Raw genomic sequence first — 15,427 nt, forward strand, 5'->3', positions numbered from 1 at the left:
GACGGGCTGCCCGGCAGCCCGCTCTGTTATTGTGTTATTTATACAGATGGCTTACGGCAGGCTTACCAGGGTATCCAGACACGCCAGTGTGATCCCGTTTTCTTTCAGCGCATTAAACACCCCGCCGGACGATGCATGCGGGCAGCCCAGTTTTTCTTTAATCCGCTGAATACGTTTATGCTCTGATGCTTCTGAACACCCTTGTATCGCGCTGATCTCTTTTATTTTACGATGGGATAATAATAACCGGATGGTGAGAATTTCTTTGCGGGTAAAACGGATATTACCGAAGCGCATATATTGGTGGATATCTAAAATATCAGCAGGGTCATTGTTTACCTGATCATTTTCATTAGCAGACGTATTTATTTCTGCCCGTAATGGTAAAATTAATTCTTCTTTCTTTTTCCAGAGTCTGTCTGCGTAATCAGAAATAACCGGTTTCCATTTATAGATGGTCATCATATCCGCGACAGATAATTTTTTTCCTGAATTGATGGACACAATCTCAAATAAATCGCCGTGCTTCGTACAGAAATCCACTTTAAACTGACTATTTTTCCCTTTCCGTAAAACCGCTCTGTACTCATCACTGTAGTTCCTCCAGTACTGAATTCCGGCACTCAGGCGTTCCCCGATACGTAAATCCATATCATCCCCCCAGAATGTCAGTAACCAATCATAGTCACTGGATAAGACATTGACAGATTTGTCAGAAAGATTAATTCTGGAATAATTAATCCCCATATCATTCCAGTCAAAATATTGAGAAAAATCATTTGTCAGATTATTACATAATTCTTCCATTGCGATACTTTGAATATTCATATTATTCCCTGTGCAAGTGAGCATTTGTTAAATCACTTTAATATTTAGCATAGTAAAACAATATTTCAACCCCTCATTTTATCTGTATTTTAAAATTTATAATTTAGTCTACCCTTTAATTTCAGTACTAATATTACTAATTAGCATGATATTAAATAATCACCAAATTTAGTCAGATTAATTAATAAAGGAATAAATATGCATAAAGCACAAGACTGGCATCCGGCGGATATTATTGCCGCTATCAAAAAAAGAGGAACATCATTGTCGGCACTGTCGCGTAATGCCGGATTACGGCCGGCGACACTGAATAACGCCCTTGCCCGGCGCTGGCCGAAAGGCGAAAAGATTATTGCGGATTTCCTGAATGTATCACCGGCCGACATCTGGCCTTCGCGTTACAGGCAAAAAATATACTGATGATAATAAATAAAAACCCCGGATCACGGGGAACAGAGCGTGATCCGGGGACAATGCATTATGTTACACCCATTTCAGCCGGATTTTGGCTTCACTGATGGCCGCTGCCACCTGCTCCGGTGAAACACCGCCTTTCGCGCAGCGTTTTTCCAGGCAGGACTGAAGTGACAGGATGTCATACACATCCAAGGCAATCACCGGACTGAATTCCTGCAATTCTGTCAGCGGCATTTCTTCCAGTGCCACGCCTTTTGCTATCGCGCCGACCACCACTTCACCGACAATATGATGCGCCTCGCGGAACGGAACACCGTTTGCCACCAGGTAATCCGCCAGTTCTGTCGCGTTGGCATAGCCCTGTTTGGCGGCTTCCTCGCAGCGCGGACGTTTCACCTGAATACCTTCCAGCACCAGGGCCGCCATATGCAGGCAGTCCAGCCAGCTGTCGAGTGCATCAAACAGCCCCTCTTTGTCTTCCTGCATATCCTTGTTATAGGCGAGCGGCAAACCTTTGAGAGTCATCATCATGCCGGTCAGTGCGCCCTGCACCCGGCCGCATTTACCACGGATAAGCTCAAGGGCATCCGGGTTTTTTTTCTGCGGCATCAGGGAAGAGCCGGAGGTGACACGATCAGATAACTCAATAAACGCCGCTTCACCGCTGTTGAAGAAAATCATATCTTCAGCAAAACGGGAGAGATGCACCATGCTGATCGCCGCATCACTGAGCAATTCCAGTACATGGTCGCGATCAGACACACTGTCGAGGCTGTTACGGGTCGCACCGGCGAATCCCAGCCAGCCGGCCAGCTGTTCCCGGTCAATGGCATACGCGGTCCCGGCCAGCGCGCCCGAGCCGAGCGGGCTGTAATCAAAACGCGCCAGAGCATCACGGACACGGCTTTCATCCCGCGCCAGCATTTCACTGTACGCCAGGCACCAGTGGGCAAATGTCACCGGCTGTGCCCGCTGTAAATGCGTATAGCCCGGCATCACCGCGTCCTGATTCTGCTCCGCCGTCAGCACCAGTGCCTGCTGTAATTCCTGTAATGCAGCGAGGATCTGACTGACCGCCTCTTTGCACCACAGTTTTAAATCAGTCGCCACCTGGTCGTTACGGCTGCGTCCGGTGTGGAGTTTTTTCCCCAGATCGCCGACTTTAGCGATAAGTTTACCTTCCACCCAACTGTGAATATCTTCCGCATCACTGCGCAGAATGGCACGCGGGTCGGCCTGTACTTCCGCCAGCAGCTCATTCAGTGCCTGCTCCAGCGCCGCCTGCTCCTGTGCGGTCAGCACATTAACCGTCACCAGTGCTTTCGACCAGGCCACAGAGCCGGTAATGTCCTGCTCCGCCAGACGATAGTCGAATCTCAGCGAATCGTTGAATTGTTTGAACCGTTGATCTGCTTCCTGACTGAAGCGTCCGCCCCACAGTGCCATACTTTTTCCCTTTCTTTCTGTTTTTAATGATAAATCAGTCTGATGCACGTCCTTGTGCATAATCTCCCTGTCTCCCGCCGGTTATTTCTGTGCTTTCAGCGCACGGATCCGCGAGGAGAGTGAATACAGACGGATAAAGCCGCCCGCATGGCTGTGGTCATAGACTTCATCTTCGCCGAACGTGGCGAACTCTTCAGAGTAGAGGCTGTTGGCGGATTGTTTTTGAATCGCCGTAACCTGCCCTTTATAGAGTTTCAGTACCACTTCACCGCTGACCTCTTCCGCCAGAGAATCTGCTGCGGCCTGAATGGATTTACGCAGCGGGGCAAACCAGCGGCCGTCATACACCACATAAGACATTTCGAGTCCGATCTGCTGACGCCATTTGAAGCTGTCGCGATCGAGAATGATCTCTTCCAGTCCGCGCAGTGCCGCCATCATGATGGTGCCCCCCGGGGTTTCATAACAGCCGCGGGATTTCATCCCCACCAGCCGGTTTTCCACAATATCGATCCGGCCGATGCCGTGTTTCGCGCCCAGTTCATTCAGGGCATTCAGGCAGTTATACGGGGACAGCGCTTTACCGTTCACCCCGGTGACTTCACCGGCCTTAATGGTAACAGTGACCAGTTCCGGCTGATCCGGGGCTTCCTGCGGATCAGCAGTCCATACCCAGCAATCCGCATTGGACTGATTCCACGGGCTTTCCAGCACGCCACCCTCGGTGGAGATATGCCATGCGTTTTCATCACGGCTGTAGATTTTTTCCAGAGATGCGGTGGTCGGAATATTACGGACTTTCAGGTAATCCAGCAGAGCCTCACGTGAACGCAGATCCCACTCACGCCACGGCGCAATCACTTTCAGCTGCGGCGCAAGGGCGGTGTAGGTTCCCTCAAAACGCACCTGGTCATTGCCTTTGCCGGTCGCGCCATGTGCCAGCGCATCCGCGCCGACTTTCAGTGCCAGCTCAACCTGGGCTTTGGCGATAATCGGCCGCGCCATGGAGGTACCGAGCAGATATTTGCCTTCATACAGTGCGCCGCTTTTCAGCACCGGATAGACAAAATCTTTGATAAATTCTTCACGCAGATCGACGACATAGCAGGAAGATGCCCCGGAGTTCAGTGCTTTCTGCTCAACACCGTCGAGATCTTCCGCGCTCTGGCCGATATTGGCGACAAATGCCACCACTTCACAGTTATCATAATGCTCTTTCAGCCACGGAATAATGGCCGATGTATCCAGGCCGCCGGAGTAAGCCAGTACGATTTTTTTAATACCTGTTTTTTTTGCCTCTGTCATAACCCTGTCCTTTCAGTAAATGTTATCCGCCGCTGCGGAGTGATTCTGCCAATGTGCTGATAATCCGGATTACGCGGAAATCCGCGTGCCGATGGCTTCGCCATCAAATAATAAATGCAGCTGATCCGCATGACGCCAGGAAGCGATATCCACCGGACGCCCCAGTGTGGCCGCCGCTTCCAGCGCCGCATTCACTTTCACAATCATGCCGTCGGTGATAATGCCGTCGTCGATCAGTTTCTGTGCATATACACCATCGAGTGTTTTGATTTTCTGGCCTTTGCCGTCCAGGATGCCGCTGACATCCGACAACAGGACCAGATCCGCGCCCAGCGTTTCCGCAATGGCGGTCGCCGCCTGATCCGCATTCACATTCATCAGCAGCCCGTCTTCCGTGATACCGATAGAACTGACGACCGGCAGAAAACCGTTGTTCAGTAACAGATTCAGCAGAACCGGGCTGCCGGGCTCCGCTTTGCCGACATGGCCCAGCTCGTCACTTAGTGGTGTGACTTTCACACTCTGACCATCCCCGAGACACAAACCGGTGCCGTTAAGCTGGTAACGGGTCGCCCACGCCAGCAGTGTTTTGTTGGCACTGCCCGCCAGCGCCCCGGTGATAATATCGATCTGATCCGCCGGGGTGACCCGCAGTCCCTGTTTTTTCACTACCGGTAACTGTAATTTCGCCATCAGTTCATCCACCACGCAGCCGCCGCCATGAACGATGACAATGCGGCGGTTATTCGACGCCCGGTATGCGGCCAGTGCGGTGAACAGACGCCCCAGCGCTTCTTCGCTGTCCAGTAACACGCCGCCTAATTTGATGACTAATGGTTCCATTTCCGTTTTCCGTCAGATAAAAGAGTAAGTCGTGCTGTCTGCTTACTGTGGCAGCAGAGACAGCGTTTCATTAAAGCCAAAACGAATATTCATGCACTGAACCGCCTGAGCCGCCGCCCCTTTGAGCAGATTATCCTCTGCACCGACGACAATCAGATGATCCCTCTGCACGGCAAAACCCAGGTCGCAGAACGGCTGACCAACAACCGCATTCAGTGCCGGTACGCCGCGGTCATACACCCGCACCAGTGGTTTATCGTCATAAGCGCGGTGATAGGCTGCACTGACCTGCTCTGCGGTCACACCGCTTTTCAGTTTGCAGGTAATGGTTGCCAGAATTCCGCGCTTAAAATTGCCGAGATGCGGGGTAAAGATCACCGGTGTCCCGAGATGTGCAGAAATTTCCGGCTGGTGCCGGTGAGTAAACAGCCCGTAGGGTTGCAGACTCACCTCACAAAAACTGTTATTCAGGGCGGCTTTACGCCCGGCGCCGCTCACGCCGCTGGTGGCATTGATCACCGGCCATTGGGTCAGATCCAGTAAGTCATTATCCAGCAGTGGTTTCAAAGCCAGCTGGGAGACCGTCGGATAACAGCCCGGCACTGCAACCAGCTGCGCGGTACGAATTTTGTCACGCTGCCATTCCGCCAGCCCGTACACCGCCTGAGCCAATAAGGCGGTATGTTTGTGTTCAAATCCGTAGTATTGTGGGTAAAAATTATCCTGCTGAACGCGGTAAGCGCCTGAAAGATCAAACACCGTGCAACCCGCCGCAAGGAAAACCGGCACGAGGTCATGGCTGACTTCATGGGCGGTTGCCAGGAACACCACATCGGTATTTTGTGCAACGACAGCCGGGTCCGTCAGCGGCGTCAGCGGCAGATCCACCAGGCCCCGGAACTGCGGATGCAGATCCGAAAAGCATTTTCCGGCGTCCGCACTGTTGGCGGATATCATCAGGCCGGTCAGCTCCGTCTGCGGGTGGCGTTGGATATAAGCCGCGAGCTCTGCTCCGGTATATCCGCTGGCACCGATAATCAGCGTTTTCAACATATGTTATCTTCACCTTGTACCTGAAACACAAACAATGTATTTTTATTCACATAAACTGCATGAATATTGATACTATTATGACTAAAGGCTGTCAACAGTGAATATTAAATTACCTGCATTTATTGAGATTTATCGTCAGCTCATCGCGGCCCCTTCCATCAGTTCCACGGAAGCAGAATCGGATCAGAGTAATGAAACGGTGATCAATCTGCTGGCGACCTGGTTTGAAACCCTGGGGTTTGATGTCGAAGTGCAACCTGTTCCGGAAACACGCGGCAAATTCAATCTGCTTGCCAGTCTCGGCGACGGTGACGGCGGTCTGCTGCTGTGCGGTCACACCGATACCGTTCCGTTTGATGAAGGGCGCTGGAGCAAAGATCCCTTCACCCTGACAGAGCAGAACAACAAGCTGTACGGGCTGGGAACAGCGGATATGAAGGGCTTTTTCGCCTTTATCCTCGACGCGCTGCGTGATATCAGTGTGAAGGATTTGCAGCACCCGCTCTATATCCTCGCCACCGCAGATGAAGAGACCACCATGGCCGGGGCGCGCTATTTCGCCGCCAATGCTGCAATCCGCCCGTCCTTTGCCATTATCGGCGAACCCACATCGTTACAGCCGGTGCGGGCGCACAAAGGTCACCTCTCCAATGCTATCCGCATTACCGGTCAGTCCGGTCATTCCAGTGATCCGGCGCGCGGCGTCAATGCGATTGAGCTGATGAATGAATCCATCACGCACCTGATGTCGCTGCGTAACGAGCTGAAAGAAAAATTCAATAACCCGGCGTTTGTCATTCCGTATCCGACCATGAATTTCGGTCATATTCACGGTGGTGATGCGGCAAACCGTATCTGCGGCTGCTGTGAATTGCATATGGATATCCGGCCGCTGCCGGGCATGACCCTCAGTGATATCGATGACATGCTCAACACCACGCTGGAGCCGGTGAAACAGCGCTGGCCGGGACGGCTGGCGATTGAGGAGCTGCACGCGCCGATCCCGGGTTACGCCTGCCCGACGGATCATAAAATGGTCGGTGTGATTGAAAATCTGCTCGGCGAAAAAGCGCAGACCGTAAATTACTGCACCGAAGCACCGTTTATTCAGGATCTGTGCCCGACCCTGGTGCTCGGTCCCGGTTCAATTGAACAGGCGCATCAGCCGGATGAGTTTCTCGAAACCCGCTTTATTGAGCCAACCCGCGAGCTGCTGACTCAGCTTGTCACCCATTTCTGCTGTAAAGACCCGGCATAATCTTCTCAGCGGACAGCCTGCCTGTCCGCTGCTTTTCCCTCATCATGACGAACTTTCATACAGTGCGTGAGAAAACCTCACCCGCACTGTGACAATTAGTGGTTGACGTTTAACCAACTCATCCCGTAATCTACATCCAGACGTCTAAACGTATAGACACTTAAATAATCACGTGCCGGGATATATCCGCCACGGACGACCGCGGGGGCAGCGATGAGTTTTTTACATATAGACCAGCACGAAGCACTGAATCAGAACCTGGCAGAACTGGCCGGTCGTGTGGCCGTATCCTTTGAATTCTTTCCGCCGGGCACACCGGAAATGGAAAAAACCCTGTGGCAATCCATCGAACGCCTCAGTGTGCTGAAACCAAAATTTGTTTCCGTCACGTACGGGGCGAACTCCGGCGAGCGGGATCGCACTCACTCCGTGATTAAAAGTATCAAAGAGAAAACCGGACTGATCGCCGTTCCGCACCTGACCTGTATTGATGCCACCCGTGATGAGCTGAAAACCATCGCCAAAGATTACTGGGATAACGGTATCCGCCATATTGTGGCGCTGCGCGGCGACCTGCCGGACAGCAGCAGCAAACCGGACATGTATGCCGCTGACCTGGTCGGTTTATTAAAATCGGTCGCCGATTTTGATATTTCCGTCGCCGCTTACCCGGAAGTGCATCCGGAAGCGCGCAGCGCGCAGTCGGATCTGATTAACCTGAAAAAGAAAATTGATGCCGGTGCTGACCGCGCTATCACGCAGTTTTTCTTTGATGTCAGCACCTATCTGCGTTTCCGTGACCGCTGCGCGGCGGCAGGAATTGATGTGGAGATTGTGCCGGGTATTCTGCCGGTCTCTAACTTTAAACAGTTACAGCGTTTTGCCGGCATGACTAACGTCCGCATCCCGGGCTGGCTCGGCACCATGTTTGAAGGGCTGGATGATGACCCGGAATCCCGCAAGCTGGTCGGGGCTTCCGTGGCAATGGAGATGGTGAAACTGCTCAGCCGTGAAGGCGTGAAAGATTTCCACTTCTACACCCTGAACCGTGCGGAACTGACTTACGCTATCTGCCATACCCTGGGTGTCCGCCCGGCGGCCTGTGTGGCATAACACCGCACTCAATAAAGCCCCTGTGATTTTACCGGGGCTTTACAACAATACCTGTCAGTAATTATTCAGTGAATAAAATGAAATATCTTTCATTAATTCCAGCTGAATAATATCTGTCCCTTCTAACACCGGCCCGTGCTCAGCCTCATTAATATCATGAGCGATTAATATTTCAGAAATCACGGCGTTTTTTATCTTATCCCCATAGTCTTCAACTATCTCTGCAAATTCAGTTCCCCGGAGAGATTTACTGTCTGAACCTTTTTCAGCCATCTCCATCACAGTCCGTATTTTTTCCAGCATTTCCGGTGAGACTTTCTGTTCATACAGCTCACTGCTCAGCATGTCATACAGTTCCTGAGCGGAGTACTCCAATCCTTCCAGATCAGACCATCTGCTGATAGCGTAGCTGCCGGGCACACCTTGTTCACGTCTGTCAGAAATCTCAACAGTCGATGTTATATTAAGTTTTTTTACACAGTCTCCTGTGAGACCTTCAGTATAATACTCCCGCTTCACCAGTGTTTGCGCCAATAATGCACCGCACGCAGTCATGATATTATACTCTTTCTGTTCTCTGCACCCCGCGAAGATTGTCTCATCGCTGTTAGCAACCGCGATACACTTATCTGCTGTCATTTGAAAAGCACCACGGTCCTTCTCTGTAATCTGATTTACAGATTTTTCACCCAATCTTTGCTGCACTATTCCATTTAACTCCACGATTTCTTACCTATTTAATTAAAAAAGAATAAATAATAAGGAATGAAATCGTTGCCGTATTTTAATAAACCACCATTTGCTTTTGATAAAAAATACGGGTTACACACTTTCGTCTGTAACCCGTATCAAAAAACAATGTTTTTATGAGAACTCTTTAAATGCCTTTAATGTATTCGCCGCATACATCACCGATGGTCCGCCGCCCATGGCAACCGCGACACCCAGCGCTTCCGCCAGTTCCTGCTCCGTAACACCCAGTTCGACCCGCGTTTTGGTATGAAAACCAATGCAGCCATCACAGCGGTTTGCAACCGCGATCCCTATCATAATAAGTTCTTTGGTTTTTTATCCAGAGCACCATCAGCGGTACTGGCGCCCACCAGGCCGGAAAATGCTTTCATGACTGCCGGAATATCCTTGCTCAGATCCTGCATATTGCCTGAGATCTCTTTCATTATTTCCTGATAATAAGACATGCTCACCTATTGTTATATAATAATACAATATATGTTTTTATATTATATGAAGTGGCGGTGAATGCAATGCCGTTTTTCGTAAACACACTTCTGTGTTGTGTTACACCCGCTGATTTTCCATAAAAAATGGCCGCGATTGCGGCCATCTCCGGAGAAAAAGAAAATAGACTGATATCAGCCGGTATTTCGCATCCCGGCAGCAATACCGGCGATAGTGACCATCAGTGCCTGCTCTACCTGCGGATCAGACTGATCACATTCGCGTGAGCGGTGCAGCAGTTCAGCCTGCAGGACGTTCAGCGGATCGGTATACACGTTACGCAATGCGATAGATTCCGCAATCCACGGCAGATCCGCCATTAACTGCTCATCTTTGGAAATCATCAGGACACTCTTAATATCCTCTGATAACTGTTCGCGCAGTTTTGCTCCCAGCGGCCACAAACGCGGCTCCACCAGACGCTGGTCATAGTATTCCGCCAGCCATAAATCGACTTTGGCGAACACCATTTCCAGCATACCGATGCGGGTTCTGAAGAATGGCCACTGATAATACATCACTTCCAGCATGGCCCGGTTGCCTTCATCCACCGCCGTTTTCAGTGCCGCACCCGCGCCGAGCCAGGCCGGCAGCATCAGGCGGTTTTGCGACCAGGCAAAAATCCACGGGATCGCACGGAGTGTTTCCACACCGCCGGTCGGGCGGCGTTTTGCCGGACGGGAGCCCAGCGGTAATTTGCCCAGTTCCTGCTCCGGTGTGGCTGCACGGAAATACGGGACAAAATCCGGCTGTTCGCGGACATAGTCGCGGTACATCTCACAGGAGACATCAGAGAGGCGATCCATCACTGCGGCCCACTCCGGTTTAGGCTCCGGCGGCGGCAGCAGATTCGCTTCCAGGCTGGCACTGGCGTACATGGCCAGGCTGCTGATAGTGACCTGCGGCAGACCGAACTTAAAGCGGATCATCTCACCCTGCTCTGTCACACGCAGACCGCCTTTCAGGCTTCCCGGCGGTTGTGAGAGCAGTGCAGCGTGAGCCGGTGCACCGCCACGACCGATGGTGCCCCCGCGACCGTGGAACAGCGTCAGTGTCACGCCTTCACGGGCGCAGACTTTAATCAGTGCATCCTGAGCGCGGTACTGTGCCCAGGACGCCGCCATTACCCCGGCATCTTTGGCTGAATCCGAATAACCGATCATCACCATCTGACGGTCATTAATCAGGTTACGGTACCAGTCGATGCTCAGCAGGCGGGTGATGACACTCTCTGCATTATTGAGGTCATCGAGGGTTTCAAACAACGGTGCGACCGGCAAGGTGACCGGGCTGCCGGATTCTTTGAGCAGCAGTTTGACCGCCAGGACATCCGACGGCACTTTTGCCATCGAAATCACATAGGAGGCGACAGAATTTTCCGGTGATTCAGCGATCACCCGGCAGGTATCAAAGACTTCACGCGTTTCATTGCTGCACTGCCAGTTCTGCGGTACCAGCGGACGCTTTGACTGCAGTTCACGCAGCAGGAATTCCTGTTTTTCCTCTTCCGGCCAGGCGGCGTAATCCCCGAGGCCGAGGTATTGCGTCAGTTCAGACAGTGCTTCGGTATGGCGGGTACTTTCCTGGCGCACATCAATACGCACCAGCTGCAGGCCGAAGCAACGGATACGGCGCAGCGTATCCAGCAACTGACCATTGGCAATAATCTTCATGCCGCACTCAACCAGTGAGCGGTAGCAAAGATAGAGCGGCTCCCATAACTCTTCGTTATCAGTCAGCAGGTTATCCGGTTTAATCGCCGGTTCACCGGCCAGGCAGCGCTCCAGATAGTCCAGCGTACTTTTCAGACGGGCGCGCAGTTGTTTGGTGATGACGCGGTACGGCTCGGCGGCATCCTCTCCCACACGCTCACGCAGCTCCGGTGTGCATTCGCTCATGGAGAGCTCAGAAACCAGTACCTGGATATCATTATAAAACAGATCCGCGGCCTTCCAGCGGCTGAGGGTCAGCACGCGCCGGGTGATATCTGCCGTGACATTCGGGTTACCGTCGCGGTCACCGCCCATCCAGGAGGTAAAGCGGATCGGTGTGGCTTCCACGGACAGGTTGTAGTCCAGTGATGCCTCAAGTTGCTCATTAAACTCGCGCAGAAACGCCGGAACCCCTTCCCACAGACTGTTTTCCACCACGGCAAAGCCCCACTTCGCTTCATCAAGCGGCGTCGGACGGTCTTTGCGGATTTCATCGGTATGCCAGGCCTGTGCCACCAGCTGACGCAGACGGCGCATAATACGATCATGCTCATAATCAGCCAGGTCATCGTGATCCAACTGCGCCAAGCAGGTATTCACCGCCACCAGTTTGTGGATCAGGGTACGGCGGGCAATTTCGGTCGGATGTGCGGTCAGTACCAGCTCAATGGAGAGCTCATCCACGGCCCTGCACATCTCTTCATTCGTAAAGTTTTTGGCTTTCAGCTGATCAAACAGCGCCGCCAGGGCAACCGGATTACTGGCCGCCTCACCGTGCGGCGAAATGCTGTGATACTGCTCCGCCACGTTGGTTAAATTCAGGAACTGGTTAAATGCGCGGGCAACCGGCAGCAGTTCTTCATTGGATAGATTTTGCAGTGTCATCAGCAGCTTCTGCCGCTGGATTTCATTACCGGCCTGTGACGCTTTGGATAACTTACGGATGGATTCTACTTTTTCGAGAATATGTTCACCCTGGGCCTCTTTGATCGTGTCTCCGAGGAGTTTCCCCAGCATACTGACGTTACTGCGCATTGCGGAATATTGTTGATTCATACGACCCCTGACCCTTATTGACGGCAGAATCCTATGACCGCCGGTGAGGAACTTTCAGCCGGCAGTTCTCTGTCCTGTACATCTTAGTGATTTCATACGACGGATTAATTCTTATTTTGTGACGCCGTTCCCTTGCATTTACCTCTGCCCTATATTCATATCAAAAAAAACGCGCTTTGAAAGGACTTTATCAGATTTAATTACCGTACTGCCGTTATGTTGCACACAGGCAGATACCGGATTATCGGGTAAAATTCCGTCCCGTCAGCATAATGAAAGGGAAAAACAAACGTCACAGACAGATATCGCGAATTAAGGCAAAAATAGTAACGATTCAGCCTGAGCGAAAATCCTCAGTCCGGCAGGGAAAAATTCAGCGGAAACGTTTAATGGAAAATGTTTCATAGAAAACAACAGGGAAGTGAAAATAGTAACGGGATGCAATTAAATCCGTTAATTGCATCCCGTCGGGATTGTTTCTGTCCTCAGACTGACATCCTGTCAGAAAAAGCACGTCCGGTGCATATCCTTACCATGACATCCTGTCACAGCCATCATCCATGATGGTTATATGTCCATCCTGAAACATCACCATGCGTTATTTATACCAACCCTGTACTATAAACTTAATAAGACAATTCCCGTTATAGTCGTTTTTTGTCCCGCATACCGGTTTTTTGAGACTATTTAACCCCGGTTGTCGTCGCAATCCGATGCATTACAGCAATTGCGCCAGACGGTTTAAGTCTGACTGAATCGCCCCGGCGGTGACATCCCGTCCGGCACCCGGTCCGCGGATCACCAGCGGATTATCACGGTACCAGCGGCTTTCCACGGCAAAGAGGTTATCACCCGGCTGTAATGAGGCCAGCGGGTGATCAGGCCGGACCGCTTCCACCCCGACCCGGGCTTTGCCGTTGGCATCAAAACGGGCCACGTAGCGCAGCACCATGCCCATTTCACGGGCGGCTTCCAGGCGGCAGGCCATCTGTTCATTCAGTGCCGTGACATTATCAAAGAAGTGATCCGGTGTGCCTTCCTGTGCCGCTTCCGGCACCAGGGATTCCACCCGGACATCTTCCGGCTCAATTTCATACCCGGCTTCGCGGGCGAGGATAATCAGCTTGCGCATCACATCCTGGCCGGATAAATCAATACGCGGATCCGGTTCGGTCAGCCCCTGCTGCCAGGCCTGCTCCACCAGCTCGCTGAACGGCACGGTACCGTCGAATTGCAGAAACAGCCAGGAGAGTGTGCCGGAGAAGATCCCGCTGATCGCAATAATGCTGTCACCGCTTTCATGCAGATCGCGCACACAGTGGTTGATCGGCAGTCCCGCACCGACAGTGGCGTTGTACAGCCAGTGACGCCCGGTTTTACGGAACGCATCGCGGATCTGGCGGTAATCGCGGGTTTTTGCCGCCCCGGCGATTTTGTTGGCACTGATAACATGGAAACCGTACGCAGCGAAATCAGCGTAGCTTTCCGCCAGGGTTTTGCTGGCAGTCAGGTCGATAATCACCAGGTCATCAAACGGATGGTTGCGCATCCACAGATACAGCGTGTCCTCATCGGCGATCGGCTCGGCTTCCTCATTGAAGAAAGCCAGTGCGCGGCTCGGATCCAGCCCGTCATAGCTGAGCAGCGCTCTTTCGCTGTCCGCCACCCCGGCGAGAATAAATTCAAATCCGCTGCGGGCAGAAAGATTGCGCTGCTCACGCGCAAACAATTCCAGCCAGCGGCTGCCGATATTGCCTTTGCCGAAGACCATCAGACCGATTTGTTTTTCCGCACGGAACAGGCTCTGGTGCAGACCCTGAATCACATGTCCGGTCTGGCGGGTGCGCAGAATTGCCACCAGGCTGATGCCGTCCTCGGCCTGCCAGATAAATTCCACCGGCTGGTCTTTGAGCTGCTGATAAAAACGGTGGTAATGCAGGAGGTTTTTACAGACCCCCGCCCCGACCAGCGCCACCAGCGAGAAGCCGTCACGCAGTGTCAGAGAGCCCGGCAGCCCGGCGCTTTCCAGCACGTGCAGGGCGCTGTCTGCCACTTCGGCGGTATAACTGAGCTGAATAAGATTATCATCATTATGCAGGCCAACCGCCAGCGGGCGGATCTGGCTGCGTTTAAGCAGCAGATCAATACTTTTATAACGCGCCTTCGCATCATCCCCGGACGGCAGGCGGATATCAATCAGGCAAACCTCATCATGGTTGGTGACGATTTTCGCCCCGGTGCCGGATGCCAGCACACGCTCAATTTTTGTCGAGCCCTGTTCCGGCTGGTAACTGCAGCGCAGCTGTAAATCGATATCACTGACGGATACCGGCTGTAAGGTACGGGTATGCAATACCGGTGCAGCGAGACGTGCCAGTTCACTGGCTTCATCCAGACGCAGCAGTGGCAGCAGACAGGCATCTTTGACTTTACGCGGATCCGAGCTGTAAACCCCCGCGACATCACTCCAGATGGTGACTTTTTTCACCCCGGCCAGCGCACCGACCTGCGTGGCAGAATAGTCACTGCCGTTACGGCCGAGCAGTACGGTTTCCCCGGCAGCGTTGCGGGAGATAAACCCGGTCACCACCAGACGTTTACCCGGATGCAGCGCCAGCAACTCAGCCAGCAGCGGCTGCGACCGTGCGGTATCGACTTCCGGCTGCGCCGCCCGTTCCGCGCACAGAAATGTGCGGGCATCCAGCCATTGCGCCGCCATGCCCTGCTCCTGAAGCACCTGCGCCATCAGGCGGGCAGACCAGATCTCCCCGTGACCGACCACTTCCGCGTAAATCACATCATTCAGCGGGTGTTTCAGCCGTTCCGCCAGGCGGTGAATATCGTCATTAAACTGAAAAATCAGGACATTAGCCTGAACTTCCGGCAGCAAATCACTGATAAGGGCAGTCTGATAGCGTTGCAGGGTCTGTTGCGCCTGCTCTGCGGCAGCGCGGTCACTCTGACTCAGTTTGACCCAGTTAATCAGCTGGTTAGTGGTGCTGCCTGCGGCAGACACAACCATCAGGTCATCCGGCTCACTGTAGTTCGCCATAATATTCGCCACCCGCAGATAGCATTTCGCATCTGCCAGGCTGCTGCCGCCGAATTTATGTAACTGGCGCCCTTTTACTGATTCATCAATCGCCAACGCACTCAT

11 protein-coding genes and 1 pseudogene are annotated in these 15,427 nt (G+C 52.6%); 3 read left to right on the plus strand and 9 right to left on the minus strand.

All coding sequences use genetic code 11. From position 1 onward, the window contains the following. Positions 1-51: 51 nt before the first annotated feature. Positions 52-828, minus strand: a complete 777-nt coding sequence (locus N7387_RS04385) for a hypothetical protein (RefSeq protein ID WP_279797181.1) — start codon at positions 826-828, stop codon at positions 52-54. Positions 829-1,026: 198 nt separating this feature from the next. On the opposite strand from N7387_RS04385, the gene N7387_RS04390 reads away from it, so the two are divergent. Further along, the gene (locus N7387_RS04390; protein ID WP_025151958.1) at positions 1,027-1,248 is read left to right on the plus strand and encodes a helix-turn-helix transcriptional regulator; all 222 of its coding nucleotides are present in this window, start codon (positions 1,027-1,029) and stop codon (positions 1,246-1,248) included. Positions 1,249-1,311: 63 nt separating this feature from the next. Here the strand turns inward: N7387_RS04390 and argH are convergent, their stop codons facing one another. The 4 genes from argH to argC all read right to left on the minus strand — a co-directional run bounded on the left by argH (position 1,312) and on the right by argC (position 5,892). Further along, positions 1,312-2,691, minus strand: a complete 1,380-nt coding sequence (argH, locus tag N7387_RS04395; protein ID WP_279797184.1) for an argininosuccinate lyase — start codon at positions 2,689-2,691, stop codon at positions 1,312-1,314. An 81-nt stretch (positions 2,692-2,772) separates the two neighbouring features. Then, on the minus strand, positions 2,773-3,996 hold the full coding sequence (locus tag N7387_RS04400; protein WP_025151960.1) for an argininosuccinate synthase: 1,224 nt from the start codon (positions 3,994-3,996) through the stop codon (positions 2,773-2,775). A 69-nt stretch (positions 3,997-4,065) separates the two neighbouring features. Continuing rightward, positions 4,066-4,839, minus strand: a complete 774-nt coding sequence (argB, locus tag N7387_RS04405; RefSeq protein ID WP_279797188.1) for an acetylglutamate kinase — start codon at positions 4,837-4,839, stop codon at positions 4,066-4,068. Positions 4,840-4,881: 42 nt separating this feature from the next. Further along, entirely contained in the window at positions 4,882-5,892 is a 1,011-nt protein-coding gene (gene argC / locus N7387_RS04410) for an N-acetyl-gamma-glutamyl-phosphate reductase (protein ID WP_279797189.1), read from the minus strand. A gap of 97 nt (positions 5,893-5,989) precedes the next feature. Between argC and argE the strand changes: the two genes are divergently transcribed. After that, on the plus strand, positions 5,990-7,150 hold the full coding sequence (gene argE, locus N7387_RS04415; protein WP_279797191.1) for an acetylornithine deacetylase: 1,161 nt from the start codon (positions 5,990-5,992) through the stop codon (positions 7,148-7,150). 213 nt (positions 7,151-7,363) lie between these two features. Continuing rightward, the gene (metF, locus tag N7387_RS04420; protein ID WP_072871468.1) at positions 7,364-8,263 is read left to right on the plus strand and encodes a methylenetetrahydrofolate reductase; all 900 of its coding nucleotides are present in this window, start codon (positions 7,364-7,366) and stop codon (positions 8,261-8,263) included. Positions 8,264-8,317: 54 nt separating this feature from the next. On the opposite strand, the gene N7387_RS04425 is transcribed toward metF, so the two are convergent. From N7387_RS04425 to N7387_RS04440, 4 genes and pseudogenes are all read right to left on the minus strand, one after another. Beyond that, complete coding sequence (locus N7387_RS04425) at positions 8,318-8,986, minus strand: hypothetical protein (protein ID WP_279797195.1); 669 nt, start codon at positions 8,984-8,986, stop codon at positions 8,318-8,320. 141 nt (positions 8,987-9,127) lie between these two features. After that, positions 9,128-9,462 (minus strand): annotated as a pseudogene (locus N7387_RS04430) (carboxymuconolactone decarboxylase family protein). 174 nt (positions 9,463-9,636) lie between these two features. Next, complete coding sequence (ppc, locus tag N7387_RS04435; RefSeq protein WP_279797197.1) at positions 9,637-12,270, minus strand: phosphoenolpyruvate carboxylase; 2,634 nt, start codon at positions 12,268-12,270, stop codon at positions 9,637-9,639. 718 nt (positions 12,271-12,988) lie between these two features. Beyond that, positions 12,989-15,427, minus strand: coding sequence for a bifunctional aspartate kinase/homoserine dehydrogenase II (locus tag N7387_RS04440; protein WP_279797199.1), 2,439 nt, complete (start codon positions 15,425-15,427; stop codon positions 12,989-12,991).

Origin of the sequence: Morganella sp. GD04133, from assembly GCF_029835375.1 — a bacterium.
Taxonomy (GTDB): domain Bacteria; phylum Pseudomonadota; class Gammaproteobacteria; order Enterobacterales; family Enterobacteriaceae; genus Morganella; species Morganella morganii_B.

Excerpts from the sequence above, each read along its gene's own strand:
- N7387_RS04385 (WP_279797181.1), bottom strand. The coding sequence starts at position 828 with ATGAATATTCAAAGTATCGCAATGGAAGAATTATGTAATAATCTGACA.
- N7387_RS04390 (WP_025151958.1), top strand. The coding sequence starts at position 1,027 with ATGCATAAAGCACAAGACTGGCATCCGGCGGATATTATTGCCGCTATC.
- argH (WP_279797184.1), bottom strand. The coding sequence starts at position 2,691 with ATGGCACTGTGGGGCGGACGCTTCAGTCAGGAAGCAGATCAACGGTTC.
- N7387_RS04400 (WP_025151960.1), bottom strand. The coding sequence starts at position 3,996 with ATGACAGAGGCAAAAAAAACAGGTATTAAAAAAATCGTACTGGCTTAC.
- argB (WP_279797188.1), bottom strand. The coding sequence starts at position 4,839 with ATGGAACCATTAGTCATCAAATTAGGCGGCGTGTTACTGGACAGCGAA.
- argC (WP_279797189.1), bottom strand. The coding sequence starts at position 5,892 with ATGTTGAAAACGCTGATTATCGGTGCCAGCGGATATACCGGAGCAGAG.
- metF (WP_072871468.1), top strand. The coding sequence starts at position 7,364 with ATGAGTTTTTTACATATAGACCAGCACGAAGCACTGAATCAGAACCTG.
- ppc (WP_279797197.1), bottom strand. The coding sequence starts at position 12,270 with ATGAATCAACAATATTCCGCAATGCGCAGTAACGTCAGTATGCTGGGG.
- N7387_RS04440 (WP_279797199.1), bottom strand. The coding sequence starts at position 15,427 with ATGAGTGCGTTGGCGATTGATGAATCAGTAAAAGGGCGCCAGTTACAT.